The organism is Pedobacter sp. SG908 (assembly GCF_011759615.1).
GTDB lineage: Bacteria > Bacteroidota > Bacteroidia > Sphingobacteriales > Sphingobacteriaceae > Pedobacter > Pedobacter riviphilus.
Genome location: NZ_JAAOYY010000001.1, coordinates 3,498,718 through 3,514,073 on the forward strand (window position 1 = coordinate 3,498,718; position 15,356 = coordinate 3,514,073).

The window sequence follows — 15,356 nt, forward strand, 5'->3', positions numbered from 1 at the left end:
GCGATCGTCATCCCCAACTTGATTGGGGATCTTAAAGCATTAAGCTGGGTTTGCAAGCTGCGTTAAGATTCCCGTCTGCACGGGAATGACGCGTGGGTTAGATATTGAGCCCGGGCATGGAATTGACAGTCCTACCCCACCTTCAATACCCAAACCGATACACTTCCGGCGTTGCAGTGAAACTCCGCCCAGCCATTTTCATCAATAATTACTTCCTGCTGGCGATAGCCTAAGGCATCAACAAAGGTTTTTCCGGCAAAGTGTTTACCGATTTCCATTTCTTTATAACCTTCCTCTCCTGTGCTTAACAATACCGCTAAGCCACTATTTTCATGTTCATCATCACCAGCGCGGGTCCAGCCAACGCAAATGCCATGGTCAAAATAATCGCGTTGCTCACCGTAGGCTAAGGTTGTACGGATTTTACTCATGGTTTCTACTACCGGAATGGCCACCAGCTCAACGTGTACCTCATCACCTTCTTTGTCTTTATCGTCATAAATCCCTCCATACAGATCAGGGAAGAATAAACAGGGAATACCCTGTATACGCAACAGGATCATTGCATAAGCCAGAGGCCTGAACCAAAAATCGACGTATGATTCCAGCGCCTGCAAAGGTTGCGAGTCATGATTATCAACAAATGTTACCGCCAGATCGGGCTTCACCTGTACCAATGTTCCGTCAAAAATCGTTCGCATATCAAATTCCTCGTCCTTACTCGCCAGGAAAAAATTATGGTGCAAAAGCGAATCGAATATTTGTGTCCTGCCGCCGGTAATTTCAATATATTTCAATTGTCCTTCTCTATCCACCACATTCCAATCTTCGGCCACGATAAAAAATTCGCGGTTAAATTTTTGGTTCAGGTGATCGATCCACTCAACAATAAAATCTGGATTGATGTGTTTAACCGCATCTAACCGAAAACCATCTACCTTAGTGGTTTCTACTATCCATTCGCCCCAGTATTTTAACTCTTCAATTACAGCCCTGTTGCGGTAATCGATATCGTTAAACATCAGGTAATCGTAATTGCCAAATTCGGTTGATGGAACCTCTTCAAAACCTTCGCCTAAATAATTCTGAATCGAATAGATAGCAGTTTTTTTGAGGTCTTCGGCCCAGTCTACCCCACTAAAACACTCATGATTCCATATAAATTCAGAATATTTCCCCTGCCGCCCTGGGAAAGTAAACTTTGTCCAGGCTTGTATTTCGAAAACATCGCTGGTAAATTCAGTTCTGTCATCAGGATTTACCGTTCTAACGGCTATTTTTTCCAGTTCATCGCCACCTGCCTTATGGTTAAAAACGGCATCGGCCAAGGCTCCAATTCCATTATCGTGCAGGGCTTCAATAGCTTTGATATACTCATCTTTGGAGCCATGTTTGGTATTCACACTTCCTTTCTGATCGAACTCGCCCAAATCGAAAAGGTCGTAAACCGCATAACCAACATCATAAGCTGCATTGTTAGATTTATAGGCTGGCGGCAACCAGACAGCAGTTATCCCAATTTCTTTTAAATGACTCGCTTCGGCAGCTACTTTAGTCCACAAATTTTGTTCTTCATTATAATACCAATGGAAAAATTGGATCAGGGTCTGGTTCTGCATTAATTCGATTTTTTTTGTTAGGATAACATGATAAAAGATGAATTGTTTTTAAATAACACGCTCCCAAATCTATTTCGCACTGATTACAACTATCGTTAATAGCGAGCGCATTAAGATTGCTTCGTGCCTAGCAATGACAATCCCTCGAAAACAACTCCGTCCAAATGCTTTAATTTTTCTAAATATGATCACTCAGCGTAAAGACCGCCTATGCTATTTCACCACATTTTAATTACTTTTGCCTCAAATGAGTTTAAAAAAGAAATTTGCCAGAGAAAGTTTTACCATCATGAACGAATTGGTATTACCAAATGATACCAATACCTTAAATAACCTAATGGGCGGACGCCTGCTTCATTGGATGGATATTGCAGCGGCAATTTCGGCTCAAAAACATTGTAACCGCATTGTGGTGACCGCTTCGGTTGATAATGTTTCTTTTAAACAGCCCATTAAATTAGGTGATGTAATTACCATCGAAGCCAAAGTTACAAGGGCTTTTAATACCTCGGTAGAAGTTCGTTTAGATGTTTGGGCAGAGAATATTCCAAGTGGTGCACGCCAAAAAAGTAATGAGGCTTATTATACCTTTGTTGCGGTTGATCAGAGTGCACGTACCATACCGGTACCCGAACTTGTTCCGGAAACGCCAGAAGAAATTGATTTATTTGATGGTGCTTTGCGCCGCAGGCAATTACGACTGGTTTTAGGAGGCAAAATGGACCCCGATGAGGCCAGCGAACTCAAGGCACTTTTCTTTAAAGCATAATTTTTACATTAAATTGCTTTCAGCTTAGCCTGATTGTTTTATTTTAGCGTTTACCCTACGCTGAAAAATATGACAACTTATACCATTCTTATTATTTTAAGCGGATTAGTAATTTTCTCTTATCTGTTTGATTTAGTGGCGAGTAAAACCAAAGTACCCTCGGTTTTATTGCTGCTCCTTTTAGGTATTGGTTTACGTTTGCTGGTCGATAACCTCAAGATACAAACCTTCAATTTCCTGTCTATTCTACCCACGCTGGGTACTGTAGGCTTAATTTTAATTGTTTTTGAGGGCTCGCTCGAGCTTAAATACGACAGGCATAAAAACAAGATTATACGCAGTGCTTTTTTCTCTGCCCTAAGCATTTTAGCTGGAACTATCGTGGTAATAACCAGTATTATTTACCAGATCACGCATCACGATTTATATACCTGTATTGCCAATGCCATTCCCTTTAGCGTAATCAGCTCGGCTATTGCCATCCCTTCGGCGGCAGCATTAAACAATACCGATAAAGAATTTGTGATCTACGAATCTTCTTTCTCTGATATTTTGGGGATTATCATTTTCAACTTTGCCATTACCAACCACTCGATCAATACCTCTGCTTTTATTGGCCTGGGTTTAAGTACCTTCCTCATCCTTTTGCTATCGGCCATTGCCTGCGTGGTGTTGTTATACGTAATGGGCCGACTGGTACACCACATTAAATTCTTCTTAATTATAGCCATACTGATACTGGTATATGCCATTGGCCAGTCATACCATTTATCTTCACTGGTTTTAATTTTAAGCACCGGATTATTCCTGAACAATGCCGATGCCATCGAGAATGCCTGGTTTAGAGGGATCTTTTTATATAAAAATTTAACAGCCGATTTATCCCAACTCTATCAATTATCGGCAGAAAGTGCTTTTATATTACGCACTTTTTTCTTTGTTATTTTTGGTTTTACCATGAATATCAGTAGCCTGAACGATAAAATTGTACTGGCTAATGGTTTTTTCATTTTGATATCGATTTACATCATCAGAGTGGTATTTCTCAAAATATTCAAAAAAGAAAACCTGAGTCCGATTTTATACATTGCCCCCCGAGGACTGATCAGTATTTTGCTTTATTTCAACCTGCCAGCTTCCTTAAAAATACCAGAAGTGGGTACACCTTTTTTATTCCTGGTTGTACTGGGATCGAGTATTGTAATGACGCTGGGTATCACTTTGAGTAAGAGAAATACGGTGGTTCATTAGTTTATTGGGTTGATTGTGGAAACTGGTTAATCGGTTAATTGTTTAAACCGGTTAACTGATAGCCAACGCCTAGGGTTTAAAGGAAGATGATATGCTTTTTAATTGTTGCAGCTCAGCCAGTACGTTTGGATTGGCCTGGTAATAAATAGAATAATAACTCAGCTCGTTTATAGGCTTAGCACCTTCATTGTTAAACTTAAAACGTGCTACATTAGGGTTAATGGCATGAATAGGTAAAGCAAGAGCATTTCCCACTGCAGTAAAAATAACCGAATAAAAAGTGATGGCGGCATAGTCTTTTAAATCGGGTGCTTCGTGTCCAAATTTGTCAACGCTTTTACCCCGCTCATCTGTATGGTACTCATCCGGATCCTCATCCCCTACTTTAATGAGATTGATGCCTTTAAAGTCTTTTTTAACGGCACGGATCTGCACCGTTTTAATTTCTTTGAGCAGTACCGGAATAAGCGTACCATCGTGATTTAAAACCACCTTTACCGAATCTACCCTTTGTAAAATACCTTTGTACTTAGCCTTTTCGGTTTTAATGATGGCAATGTATGGCTTTACTCCCTGAGCTTTTAATAGCGTACAGGAGAGAAAAAAGATGAGCACAAAACAGATGGTTTTCATATTAAAGTATTAAGGTTTGTCTGTATAATATGCTTTTGAATACTTTTCCAGTTTGTGATACTCATTTGCAAACAGACTGGCGTCTTTATTGATTTTAAGCGTCATTTTATTTGCTAAAATTTCAGATGCCAGGCCATAACCTACGCCAGCTACCATTCCGGCAGATGTTACACTTGCTAAAATAAACAACCGCGAATCATCAGGAAGATCACCCAAAAACGCCATAGAACCAATAGCTGCGCCGCAAATTGTTCCGTACAATAAGCCTTGAGCTGTGGTGAAGCTGTTTTTCTTTAAACGGATACTCATAATATGCCGGGCCTTTATCGCCACAGATTTTCCATCAAGATCGAGCGTGAGCCCCTCACTATTGATCTGTGCTAAGATGCCTTTATGTGTACCTAAAGAATCGGTTTTTACCTTTACCTGGTAGTGGTTAAATTCCTGTGCGCTACTTCGATTCACGAATAAGCAGGTGGCCAGAACAACGAGCGATGCAATTATTTTAAATTTCATGTAGAGGGTGTCAATCGTAGATAAAAATATCGATAAAAACTGAAATTAATAACTAACAACTGAAATTGCCAACTGCTTACTGAAAACTGCCAACTGAAAACTTTAGTGCGTAGCATTAGGCGCTTAGCGTGAAAACTCCCAACAGAAAACTCTCAACTCCAAAATTTAGTGCGTGGCACTAGTCGCTTAGCGGGAAGACTCCAAACTCACAGCTCCAAACTCCCAACTTTATTACCCCCCTTAAATAGACTCAAGACTTCCGACTTAAGACTTTGGGACTCTGGACTTGGGACTCCGGACTAACCCTACGCCCCCATTTCTAAAATCTTATCAAATTCTGCTGCTTTTAATGGCATTACCGATAAACGCCCCTGGCGTACCAATGAGATATCAACCAAACTCGGCTCAGCTTTGATCTGCTCTAAAGAAACCGGGTTTTTCAGGCTTTCTACAGGCGATAAATCAACCACCACCCAATTCGTATCATCAGTTGTAGGGTCCTGGTAAAACTCTCTTACTACTTTGGCAATACCCACTACATTTTTACCTTCATTACTATGATAAAAAAGCACCAAATCGCCTTCTTTCATGGCTTTCAGGTTATTCCGCGCCTGGTAATTACGCACACCATCCCAAAAGGTACGGCCATCCTGATTAAATTTTTCCCAACTGTATTTAAAAGGCTCTGATTTGACTAACCAATGATTCATGCTAATTATGTTTATTTCTATTATTATGCCCTCAAAACTAAGAAAAGGGAATGGATTAGGAAATAGTCAAGAAAGAATGGAGAAAATATATGGAGATTAAGCACTGCGCTTCATCCTAGATAAATCTAATCAGGCTCCGCTTTTCAGCTCACCTGCTCTATCGAAAATGCTGCGCTGCGCTTGTGTTAAAACATAGATCGAACCTCGCTACTTTGCAGCTACCAGTTCTCACACATTTTCTCAGTTCGCAGACGGTGAGTCATTAATAGACATAAGGGCATTCATGTAATTTTTTAAATTAAAATGTATGTCTGCTAAGTAAAAATAGCCCATCTATTTGATTTGGTATAAAATTTAAGTATTTCATTTCGAGCAGCGATTCAGTTGTTATACTTTTAGGCTATTATTTCTCTCAATTTTGAAAATTTAAATTAACGATGAAAAAATTAACTCTCTCTAAAGGTAGGGCTATGGCTTGCCTAATTCTTATGTGCCTCCTCTTGGCACAAAGTTGTAAAAAAGACTTGCTTTTACAAAAGGAACCTCCGAAATCCGATGCTGAAATACAAAAAATAAGCTTTGTTGATTTTAAACGTTCTGTTAACTTAGACAAGCTAGGTTTCTTAAAACAGAGATTTGCTTCAGGATCTGGTAAAATCATGTCTATTAGTGATGGCGTTGGCTTTGGACTATCAGTTAATACAGATGTAATACAAAAATTGATAACGGAAGATGCCGTGAGTTATATTTTTGCCATGCCATTGATTAGTCCAAGAGCTGTAGAGTTCAGTAATTTAACGATAGAGGTTAAAGGTGACAAAACGATTGCATTCATCACCACTTTTACGCCAACAAAAGCTTGGAATGAGGCCTATAAAAAGAAACATACTATTGCTTTTGAGGGCGATATAACATTTATTCCAATTAGTTTGGAAACATTAAACCTAACTGAAGCATTATCATCTTTTAAAGCTAGTCCAGGTGAAAAAATAATGTCGGCACCGAACAAGGTTATGAATACCAGGGCATGTACCACTTATTACCTGTATGATTATGTGCCTTATGGTTGTTCGAGCGGAAATCATATGCCCGATGACCCAAATTGCATTTGGAATGATCCTTTTGCATCTGTTCCAGCCGGCGAGTATAGAGCGGGTTATCATGTCATTCCGAAATCTTATCAGATATGTGAAGATGGGGTACAATCTCCAGTAGGCAGTAGTGGCGGCGGAGGAGGAACAGATGGTGAAACAAGCCCCTATACACCAGGAAATTATAACCCTTGTGACGAACCCCCTCTAGATGGCAGCACCAGAAAGAAAAACACCCCATGTGATGATTCCCCCTCTCTTGAAGAGATAGAACAGATAACCAACTCGGCGCTACTCATAAAAATGCTCAATATTGGTGATAATCGAAGATTACAGTTTATTAATGATCCTGTTAATGCAGCAATTGTAAATGACCACTTAGCTTATATAGCGGCTAAAGGAAAAACGCCAGAAGTTGTTGATTTCTTAAACTGGTCGATCGAGTATTTAGCGGAGAATCCAACTGAAATTAATTCATTTATTAGAGATGTTTTTTCGATCGAAGATTTTATTAGTGATTTCGATAATAACAGCAATGATCTAACTTTCGATATAAATAATAATGGCAGTCCTTCTTTTGTTCGAGATAATATTGAATACTTTGGTTTTCATAATCAAATTGAGCCAGATTACCCACAAAATCATCCTGTTTCTCAAGTAATAGAAAATTATAATCCTTGGATTTATTGGGCATTCGCAGGTGCAAATAATACCAGTATAAAACATTTTCATCAAACAGCAAAAGGACTAGCTGGCGTTGATGGATATAGCAAAGCGATTGGCGCAATAGGAGAAGGACTATTCGTTAAGCGATTAACTAGTGTTCCAACATTTCCACCTGCAGATGTGGTAATAGGTAAGTATGTGGGTACGACACATATTGATGTTTTCCTTCAAAGATCCTTACCATCTTTTGGTCCCGCAGGGTTTGAGATCGCTATTAATTACAATACGATAGATGGAACTCCTACTGTTAATAAAATTTCTCATCCAAAAGGATTGACATTTGCTGGTCAAACTACAACGGCAGTTGCCTATGAGGTGAAAACATATAATGCTGACAAGAATACCGAACAAAGTTTGTTTAAAGCATTTAATGAAGGTGTAAGACAGGTGAAGCACAGAGCCAACTTACCTGGTATTGGTGCTGCCGTTTTAGTATTTGATGATAAAGCGTGGAAGAAACTTATAAATTCTTCGTATGGAGCACAAGTTATTACCACTATGAATGAAATAACCGCAATAACAAATCCAGATGGTGAGCAGATAATCTACTTAAAAATTGAGCAAGGATTAACTCGGGATGCTCAGAAAGTATATTTTGATTTGAAGAATCGTATAAAAAATTTATAGTATGAGAAAAATCAGCATTCTTTTCGTTTTTGTAATTTTGTATTCATCTTGCAATAAACCTATGGTCTTAGACATATCAGTTAAAAATTTCCTTGAGGGGTACGAAAAAATAAACCCGGGGTCCCTTGAGGCGACAACTATTTTAATAAGGAACGATAAAACAACAGTTTATCCCCCTTTTAATCAGATGCCACCAGATGCAACCTACTACACGATTCCAAGTTCAATAAGATTTTATAAAAACATCGAAAATCTTCATTTAGTAGGCTTGTTTGTTAAAGAATTACCTTATGAACTAGAAGGACTACCAAATTTGGAGAATATCTCTTTTTCGATAGGTGATGCCAGTTCTGTGTCACAGATCATTGACGTTTTAAAGTCGTGCAAAAAACTTAAAGCTTTGCATTTAATGACTGCCATAATGACGAATGCCCAATTGAATAATTTAAAACGAGGCTTGCCTCATGTCAATGTATCTATTCAACCTTAATTTTATTAAATTATTGTTTGAATAGATCGCATCTTATTATAATTGCAGACATATTCGCGATTTCCTTAAAAGGCTATCCGCCTTTTGGAGGGGCACTGAAAAACTACCCATTGAAAAAGGCTTATGAATCTTTAATTTCATACCCCCTACTAGCGCAAGTCTTAGTATCTAGCCTGACGGGCTGGATGACTTGTGCTTTGATGAGTAATTTAATTTAAAGTCTTTTTTAATACAAGTCAGGCCAATGCTTGAGGCAATGTGCGCTAAGACTTGCGTTAGAATGGGAGAATAAAGTCGAGTCTATCCCACTTCTAGAATTAATTCTTGTTAGGCTTGATTCACTTAAAACGAGTGGTTATATCGGGAACTCAAAATATCTGTATTGGGTTCAAGTAATAAACACCATCAAATTAAAATAATACAATTACATAAGCATATCGTTGCATCGTTCTACGAACTTCTTTGCAACGACCTTCGTTCCATACGCATGTCGGCCAGCAAGCAAGCTAATAGATGATAAGATATTTTATATCTTTAAATATGGATTTAGGAGCTATATTAAGCAATAACAAACGAGACTTTAATCGTGAACTCGTTCATTTTTCAGAAAAAAACACAACAATAATTCCGTTAGACTGTACCGAATATATAATTCAAATGTTCATCGAGCAAGCGGCAAATTTTGACACGCTAAAAGAGTATTTATCTCATTATCATTCATATATACGATATAAAACTGAATATAAGGATAACGCAATCATTGAAATTATTGAAAGCTTTAATCTGGATACATTTGTAATAGAATATAACTCTACTTTTGCTGATAGACCTCAAGATTGTTTGTTTCTTGCGATAATTGATGATGAGATAATGAAAGAGTCTATCTTTACCCCGGAGATTCAAAATCTCTGTGATCCCGGACCATTTTATAAAATTATCGGCGTTGATGAATCTTGGTCTAGCAATGAAGAAATATATTATGACTATGCCACGGCAAAAAAAGCATTTGATAAACTTCAATAACTCTTAATTAAACCAATGGAATTTTTACCCCCCCTGCTGGCGCACGCGTGCCGCGTGTGAATTAAATATTAAGATGATGCACCCGTAGTATCAAATGGGATTGGTATTAATAATTTAATTATTCAACAAATTTAAGCTTATAATCTCGACACACTTAAAGGATCTGCGGCATAAACACTCGCGTGGCAACCGCACAGCCTATTTATTCCGTTGCTCATTTACTTAATTGGTTTGAAAGCTTGATAAAAGTATCATATTTAAATGATGCAACTACATGGCTAAATTTTGGATATGCATGGGTATGATTTATATTTAATAAAATTAAAGATATGGCTCAACTAATTTGTGCATTAATAGTATTGGATGATACGGTCGTACCTCCTGAAATCGTACACTTTCGGGAAAATCGAGCATTTGTAATACCTTTAGACCCTGATAGGTATGATGTATACTGGCCTTCTCTTAGCGTTTTTATTGCTCACGTCTTTAGTTGTAATGACTTGTCTACTGCGCTAAATACCTCTTCAGCAGTGCAGGATAAATATGATGACGATGAAGAAGAACTATTTACCTACGACTTTTCAGCACTAGCTTCGTTAATAAAAAAAATTAATCCAGACAGATTCATACTCGAATATTTTGAAGATTTCGCAGATATCACGGTGCATCAATTATACTTAACAGTTATTGATGGTAAGGTTGTAAGGGAGGCTACTTGCTTTTATGATGGGGAATTTGAACTCAACCCTGAATTTGATGGATACCAAGCGCATCGTGCGCTAATTAACCAAGGGACAAAGATTAGTTGGCTTAATCATGAGAAGTATCGGAGTTATGATCATGCAAAAAGGGTATATGAACAAAGTTGAGGTAAAATAGTATTTATTAATGCAGCCTTCGCTAGCGCACGCGTGCCGTGTGTGCATTTGATACTGGTGCATCCTATAATATTTATTTACACGCGGCAAGCATGCGCCAGCGCATTGAATTGGTCGTAATTTTAACAAGACACATCAAGTAACAAAATCATAATATTAAATGGAATTCCAGAAAAAGATATTTTCAACAAAAACAAAAGATAAAGATATACCGTTACCAGAAAGGTATCCTGAAAATTCTATTGGAGATTTTTATGTAGAGAACCAGGTTTGTATTACTTGTGGTGCACCTGAGGCAGAAGCACCAGACTTAATAGAACATTCTAAAATCGAATATGGGCACTGCTATTTTAAGAAACAACCCGCAACTGCTAACGAATTAGATAGAGCAATTAGTGCAATGGAAGTCTCTTGCATTTCTGGTATTAGATACGGTGGTAAAGACAAGGCAATACTTAAGAGACTTTATGATTTAGGTTTACAAACAGAATGTGATTATAAACTGGAGGATTTAGAATGACACAAATCTTTGATTTTTTCAATACTGAAATGCCAGGCACTTAACAACTACTAAAATGATTGAATGGTACAGACGAAAAACTTGGACAAAAATTGACGAAGAGGAATTCTTTGCTAAACTTGTACGAGCAAGAAAGGATAGTCGAGCGCAATATTTAAAGATTCAAGCGATTGAATTAGTTGATACAAAAAAGAAGGAGCTATTAATCGTTGCTGAAACTTTGCTCAATAAAATGTTGGCTGAATATCCAGATGATAATTTCAACAAAGGTTCCGCACTTCACACCCTTGCTGACATTTACAAACTAAATGAAGATTACAAATTAGCCATCGACTTTTACAAGCAAGCGCTTGATTTTGAAAAAATTTATCCCAACGTTAGAACACAGGCTTATTTAGACTATTCAGAGCTAGTTATTAAAACAAACAAGTCCGAATTATTTGATGAGCTTGAAAAAATGCTCTTGGAACGTTACTCAGGACTTCTGTTTCCAATTGAAAAGTATAAAGTGAATTCAATTCTTTCAATACTTAACAAGATAAAAGGACAACAAGAGAAAGCAGAGCAATATGCAGATTTAGCTGAACAATTCGCAACCGCTAACGCGTCAGGACTTAGGTATCATAAATATTTAGGAGTTGTACAGGAGAGGGATAATTGGTTAAACATTCTTGTGCAAAAGAAATAAGAAGACTTACTCGTACTAGCGCAAGTCTTAGCGTCTACGCTAGTGGGCTGGATGACTTGTGCTTAACAGAGATTTAATTGACGGATTTATTAATCACAAGTCAGGCCTATACTTTGGCCAGCGCTAAGACTTGCGCTAAATGTAGTGAACATGTTTCCGTATTCAGGGACACGGCTGCAGATTTATATGAGATATTGATGCCTTTAAGCATAAACTGCCAGGAGCCAAGGAAATTTGTACTTGTTATAAGATACAAAAGAAACGAATTATTCTATTCCCCCCAACTTTTGCGATTGATCCCAAAAATCCCAAATGGCCGGTTATAGTCCTTACCAAGGCTCCGACAAAGCCATAGACCAACCATACCTTAAGATAACCTTCTCTTTACCTTTTTTTTAGCTATTGTTAACATGCTGCGCTAAAGCTACGCAAATCTTTGACCTACCTAATCTACAACAGGGCTATAACTCAAGCAAAGCAAGTGCGAAGCAGTGTGCAGGCAGGTACAAGGCAAACCTGGCCGGAAGGTGGCCTAAACGTGGGGTAAATGTGGCATGAAGGTGGACTTTAGAATAGTTTCTTTGGGGGGATTTTTAATCAGATGGATGGATTGGGGTTATCATCCCTTTTGATTAACCTAATATACTAAAATAAGCCAGAAAAACCAGACATAATACCCGCTATTAGGTATTTCACAAAGAAAATCGATCCTTTAACTTGCTTAAAATCAAAATCCAATGATACGCAAACTACTAATACCCTTGTTATTGTCAGGTTCAATAACATCAACAGTCTATGCCCAGGAATGTGAAAAACTATTATCTGACGGCCTCTATTCTTTTACTAAAATGACGAACACCAACTCATTTAGTCACGATTTAAGAACTTATTATCTTTCTGAAACCTTCAAATCGGACATGAAATCTGGTAAATGGGGCGCTTCTTTAACCATCCCAATTAAAGGGGTACCATTCTCAATCGGCGCAAATGATTCGGAAGATAAGTATACAGAATTAAAGACCAAGTTGTTGTCTATTACAGAACTAAACATAGGTGCTGAAAACGCCCAAATGCTGCTGCAATCGGTACCAAACACGAATTTATATGAAGCCTACGTTAATTGCGTAACCAAAAACGGGCAGAACAACCTATATGGTTTTATTCAGGGTACAAATGTGGAAACAGAAGATGCAGTGGTGTTTACCATTCATTACCGTCCTTCATCACCAGGCGACTCTATGCCAAAAGTCACCTCATTTAACGTATACCCCACCAGCGCACTATTAAGTGGCAAACTCGATGTAGGAGAATCATTAAAGGGTTTTACCACACTGGTAACCTGTAAGCGGCCTGCAAATGAAGATGTGATTTTAACCATTCAAACTGACCGGGGTTCATTCTCTAGCAAAGCTTCTGCGCAGGATAATATGACGAGTACCAAGGAGTTTCCAATCGGAACCATTATTACATCTTATTTGAATTATGAACAGTTTAATACCGTTACGAAAAATCACGATAAGAGTCCGGGGGGAATTTTTACTTCCAATAAAAGTAAATGGGCACCTTGTGATGGCCGTCCGGTTCCTAATTCAAAGTTTCAAATATTAACATCGCAAATTAATGTCCCTGATTTACGGGGGATGTTTGTTAGAGGGTTAAATATTTTTGATCCCTACCAGCCCGTACCTGCAGTTACTAAAGAGAAAAGTGATCCGGATACCCGTGTTGTTGGCGGATATCAAAGTGATTCTTTCCAGGGCCATAAACATCTTGATAAAGACAACGTTGGTGTACTGATTTCTGAGAAACAAGCGCCAAATACGCCAAGACAAAGATATACTGTTGAAGGAACGGCTGCCATAAATACTGAGGGAAGAATACCAGCCGGATATGGTGACCCCAGAATAAGTACGGAGACAAGGCCAAAAAATATATCGGTTTATTATTATATCAAAATTAACTAAGGCATTATGCTATATAACTAAGCACAAAATCAATAAAGAGTCGCATAGGCCTTGTGGCCCTTTATTGATTATTTTGAGCATTGCGCATTATTTTTAAGCTAAAGAACCAGCTGACTTGTGCTAGATATATTTAAATCAAACAAAACCCTATTCCCCACGCGTTAACACCTCATCTATCATTCCAAATTCCTTTGCTTCGGTGGCGGTCATCCAATAATCACGACTGGCAATTTCATTTATCCGCTCATAACTTTGTCCGCTATGGTTCGCCAAAATATGGTACAGATCCGACTGGACTTTTAACACCTCTTTAATCCTGATATCCATATCAATAGCCGTTCCTTCTGCCCCACCCGAGGTTTGATGGATCATGACCCTCGAGTGCTGCAGGGCCGAACGTTTACCGGCAGCTCCCGCACACAACAATACCGAACCCATAGAAAGTGCAATGCCTGTACAAATGGTAGCCACATCTGGCGCGATATACTGCATGGTATCATAAATACCAAAGCCTGCATAAACCGATCCACCAGGCGAATTGATGTACAATTGGATGTCGTTTTTGGTATCAACCGACTGCAAAAAAAGCAATTGTGCCTGTATCACATTTGCATTCCGCTCATCAACGGCTTCCCCTAAAAAAATAATCCTATCCATCATCAGCCGAGAGAAAACATCCATCTGTGCTACATTCAGCTGGCGTTCTTCCGTAATATAGGGCGTCATGGCAACAGGCATAGTATAAGCGGCGGTTCTGTCCATATACTGATCTACATAAAGGCTGTTTAAGCGTTGGTGTTTTACCGCATAAAGGCGGAATTCTTTGTTAATATCCATCGTATTGATTTTAAATTTTGGGCATAGCGATGCCCCTGCCTCGATAATGGGGCATGATGTATAAATTAAATTGATTGTTTATTTGTGGAACAAACGCATTACCTTTTGCCTGAAACTTTGATGCTCAACGGTATTAAACAGCGTTTCGTGTATGTTATTGATTTCATTTTTCAGCTGTTTCCGGCTATAATCGCGCACCACCTGGTAGGTTTTATTCTGCCAATACACTTGCTCTCTAAGTTCAGGCTGTAAGATCATTTTGGCTTCGAACAGGAAACTTTCTCCATCCTTAGCATCCGACAGCAGATAATGCTCAATTAAACGGAGCTCATTCAACAATGTCTTCATATTTTAAGGATTTTGCTTTAACCATATTTTTAACTTTTTCGAGGCATTTAAATTTCTGGGCAGTTGCAGAGCGTGCACCCGAAAAGCCAAAACGTCTGGCCAGTGTTTCCATATCCAGTTTTTCATAATAAAAAGCACTGAGCAATTGCATGCATTTCTGTCCGGCATGCTCTAGTAAACGCAACAGTTTCCCCGAAGAAACTTCCTCATAGCGGGTATCAGCCGAATCGATTTCTTCATTAAAAACAAGGCCCAAGGAATCAAGGGTAACCTGTCTGTCATTTTCCTGATAACGTTTGATCCATAAATATTTGGCAATTCCAAATAAATAGGCTTTCTCCTGGTACTTCAACTTTAATCCCGAAACCTGTACTTTCTCATAATATACCACCAGGGCATCCTGAAAAATGTCTTTTGCCTCTTCGAACGATCCGCCCATCTTGCTCACATGCCTTGCAACCAAAGGGAAGGCCTCTTTGTAGAGTTTCATAAAAAGCGCTTCGCGTTGGCTAGGCTTCTCATTAATGAATGTTGCTGTCATGATTATTATGCTTTTAATAGTATGTGGGTATTTTTGACCAGATATCACCTAAAATTAGTAATTATTTTTTTGGTGGTCTGGTTAAAGTGCAGCAATTCTTGATGTCGGATTTAAAACAAAAAGTA

16 protein-coding genes are annotated in these 15,356 nt (G+C 38.5%); 9 read left to right on the forward strand and 7 right to left on the reverse strand.

Annotation, left to right across the window (positions count from 1 at the left end; genetic code table 11):
- Positions 1–131 precede the first annotated feature (131 nt).
- Complete coding sequence (locus FHT21_RS14180) at positions 132–1,619, reverse strand: alpha-amylase (protein WP_167295288.1); 1,488 nt, start codon at positions 1,617–1,619, stop codon at positions 132–134.
- Positions 1,620–1,866: 247 nt separating this feature from the next.
- Here FHT21_RS14180 and FHT21_RS14185 point away from each other — a divergent pair, with 247 nt between their 5' ends.
- Positions 1,867–2,388, forward strand: a complete 522-nt coding sequence (locus FHT21_RS14185) for an acyl-CoA thioesterase (RefSeq protein WP_167295289.1) — start codon at positions 1,867–1,869, stop codon at positions 2,386–2,388.
- Between the two features lie 69 nt (positions 2,389–2,457).
- Positions 2,458–3,639, forward strand: a complete 1,182-nt coding sequence (locus FHT21_RS14190; protein ID WP_167295290.1) for a cation:proton antiporter — start codon at positions 2,458–2,460, stop codon at positions 3,637–3,639.
- A gap of 69 nt (positions 3,640–3,708) precedes the next feature.
- Here the strand turns inward: FHT21_RS14190 and FHT21_RS14195 are convergent, their stop codons facing one another.
- From FHT21_RS14195 to FHT21_RS14205, 3 genes are all read right to left on the reverse strand, one after another.
- A complete protein-coding gene (locus FHT21_RS14195) occupies positions 3,709–4,272 on the reverse strand; it encodes a hypothetical protein (RefSeq protein WP_167295291.1) in 564 nt (187 codons plus the stop codon).
- Between the two features lie 9 nt (positions 4,273–4,281).
- Positions 4,282–4,788: a hypothetical protein gene (locus tag FHT21_RS14200; RefSeq protein WP_167295292.1), complete on the reverse strand. Its 507-nt coding sequence runs from the start codon at positions 4,786–4,788 to the stop codon at positions 4,282–4,284.
- Between the two features lie 305 nt (positions 4,789–5,093).
- Positions 5,094–5,498 carry an EVE domain-containing protein gene (locus FHT21_RS14205; protein WP_167295293.1) on the reverse strand — a complete coding sequence of 135 codons (405 nt, stop codon included), beginning with the start codon at positions 5,496–5,498 and terminating at the stop codon, positions 5,094–5,096.
- Positions 5,499–5,935: 437 nt separating this feature from the next.
- Between FHT21_RS14205 and FHT21_RS14210 the strand changes: the two genes are divergently transcribed.
- From FHT21_RS14210 to FHT21_RS14240, 7 genes are all read left to right on the forward strand, one after another.
- The gene (locus FHT21_RS14210; RefSeq protein WP_167295294.1) at positions 5,936–7,942 is read left to right on the forward strand and encodes a hypothetical protein; all 2,007 of its coding nucleotides are present in this window, start codon (positions 5,936–5,938) and stop codon (positions 7,940–7,942) included.
- Between the two features lies 1 nt (position 7,943).
- Positions 7,944–8,432, forward strand: coding sequence for a hypothetical protein (locus FHT21_RS14215; RefSeq protein WP_167295295.1), 489 nt, complete (start codon positions 7,944–7,946; stop codon positions 8,430–8,432).
- Positions 8,433–8,972: 540 nt separating this feature from the next.
- Complete coding sequence (locus FHT21_RS14220) at positions 8,973–9,455, forward strand: hypothetical protein (RefSeq protein ID WP_167295296.1); 483 nt, start codon at positions 8,973–8,975, stop codon at positions 9,453–9,455.
- A gap of 329 nt (positions 9,456–9,784) precedes the next feature.
- Positions 9,785–10,324 (forward strand): hypothetical protein, encoded by a 540-nt coding sequence (locus FHT21_RS14225; protein ID WP_167295297.1) that lies wholly within the window; start codon positions 9,785–9,787, stop codon positions 10,322–10,324.
- A 169-nt stretch (positions 10,325–10,493) separates the two neighbouring features.
- On the forward strand, positions 10,494–10,853 hold the full coding sequence (locus FHT21_RS14230) for a ferredoxin (RefSeq protein ID WP_167295298.1): 360 nt from the start codon (positions 10,494–10,496) through the stop codon (positions 10,851–10,853).
- Positions 10,854–10,908: 55 nt separating this feature from the next.
- Positions 10,909–11,541: a hypothetical protein gene (locus FHT21_RS14235; protein ID WP_167295299.1), complete on the forward strand. Its 633-nt coding sequence runs from the start codon at positions 10,909–10,911 to the stop codon at positions 11,539–11,541.
- 737 nt (positions 11,542–12,278) lie between these two features.
- A complete protein-coding gene (locus tag FHT21_RS14240) occupies positions 12,279–13,505 on the forward strand; it encodes a phage tail protein (RefSeq protein ID WP_167295300.1) in 1,227 nt (408 codons plus the stop codon).
- Between the two features lie 147 nt (positions 13,506–13,652).
- On the opposite strand, the gene FHT21_RS14245 is transcribed toward FHT21_RS14240, so the two are convergent.
- From FHT21_RS14245 to FHT21_RS14255, 3 genes are all read right to left on the reverse strand, one after another.
- Entirely contained in the window at positions 13,653–14,342 is a 690-nt protein-coding gene (locus tag FHT21_RS14245) for an ATP-dependent Clp protease proteolytic subunit (protein ID WP_167295301.1), read from the reverse strand.
- Between the two features lie 78 nt (positions 14,343–14,420).
- A complete protein-coding gene (locus FHT21_RS14250; protein WP_167295302.1) occupies positions 14,421–14,690 on the reverse strand; it encodes a hypothetical protein in 270 nt (89 codons plus the stop codon).
- Entirely contained in the window at positions 14,671–15,231 is a 561-nt protein-coding gene (locus FHT21_RS14255; protein WP_167295303.1) for a sigma-70 family RNA polymerase sigma factor, read from the reverse strand. The genes FHT21_RS14250 and FHT21_RS14255 overlap by 20 nt, the downstream gene beginning before the upstream one ends.
- Between the last annotated feature and the right edge of the window lie 125 nt (positions 15,232–15,356).

Bases quoted from the DNA above. Each gene is read 5' to 3' on its own strand.
- FHT21_RS14180 (WP_167295288.1), bottom strand. From the start codon at position 1,619: ATGCAGAACCAGACCCTGATCCAATTTTTCCATTGGTATTATAATGAA.
- FHT21_RS14185 (WP_167295289.1), top strand. From the start codon at position 1,867: ATGAGTTTAAAAAAGAAATTTGCCAGAGAAAGTTTTACCATCATGAAC.
- FHT21_RS14190 (WP_167295290.1), top strand. From the start codon at position 2,458: ATGACAACTTATACCATTCTTATTATTTTAAGCGGATTAGTAATTTTC.
- FHT21_RS14195 (WP_167295291.1), bottom strand. From the start codon at position 4,272: ATGAAAACCATCTGTTTTGTGCTCATCTTTTTTCTCTCCTGTACGCTA.
- FHT21_RS14200 (WP_167295292.1), bottom strand. From the start codon at position 4,788: ATGAAATTTAAAATAATTGCATCGCTCGTTGTTCTGGCCACCTGCTTA.
- FHT21_RS14205 (WP_167295293.1), bottom strand. From the start codon at position 5,498: ATGAATCATTGGTTAGTCAAATCAGAGCCTTTTAAATACAGTTGGGAA.
- FHT21_RS14210 (WP_167295294.1), top strand. From the start codon at position 5,936: ATGAAAAAATTAACTCTCTCTAAAGGTAGGGCTATGGCTTGCCTAATT.
- FHT21_RS14215 (WP_167295295.1), top strand. From the start codon at position 7,944: ATGAGAAAAATCAGCATTCTTTTCGTTTTTGTAATTTTGTATTCATCT.
- FHT21_RS14220 (WP_167295296.1), top strand. From the start codon at position 8,973: ATGGATTTAGGAGCTATATTAAGCAATAACAAACGAGACTTTAATCGT.
- FHT21_RS14225 (WP_167295297.1), top strand. From the start codon at position 9,785: ATGGCTCAACTAATTTGTGCATTAATAGTATTGGATGATACGGTCGTA.
- FHT21_RS14230 (WP_167295298.1), top strand. From the start codon at position 10,494: ATGGAATTCCAGAAAAAGATATTTTCAACAAAAACAAAAGATAAAGAT.
- FHT21_RS14235 (WP_167295299.1), top strand. From the start codon at position 10,909: ATGATTGAATGGTACAGACGAAAAACTTGGACAAAAATTGACGAAGAG.
- FHT21_RS14240 (WP_167295300.1), top strand. From the start codon at position 12,279: ATGATACGCAAACTACTAATACCCTTGTTATTGTCAGGTTCAATAACA.
- FHT21_RS14245 (WP_167295301.1), bottom strand. From the start codon at position 14,342: ATGGATATTAACAAAGAATTCCGCCTTTATGCGGTAAAACACCAACGC.
- FHT21_RS14250 (WP_167295302.1), bottom strand. From the start codon at position 14,690: ATGAAGACATTGTTGAATGAGCTCCGTTTAATTGAGCATTATCTGCTG.
- FHT21_RS14255 (WP_167295303.1), bottom strand. From the start codon at position 15,231: ATGACAGCAACATTCATTAATGAGAAGCCTAGCCAACGCGAAGCGCTT.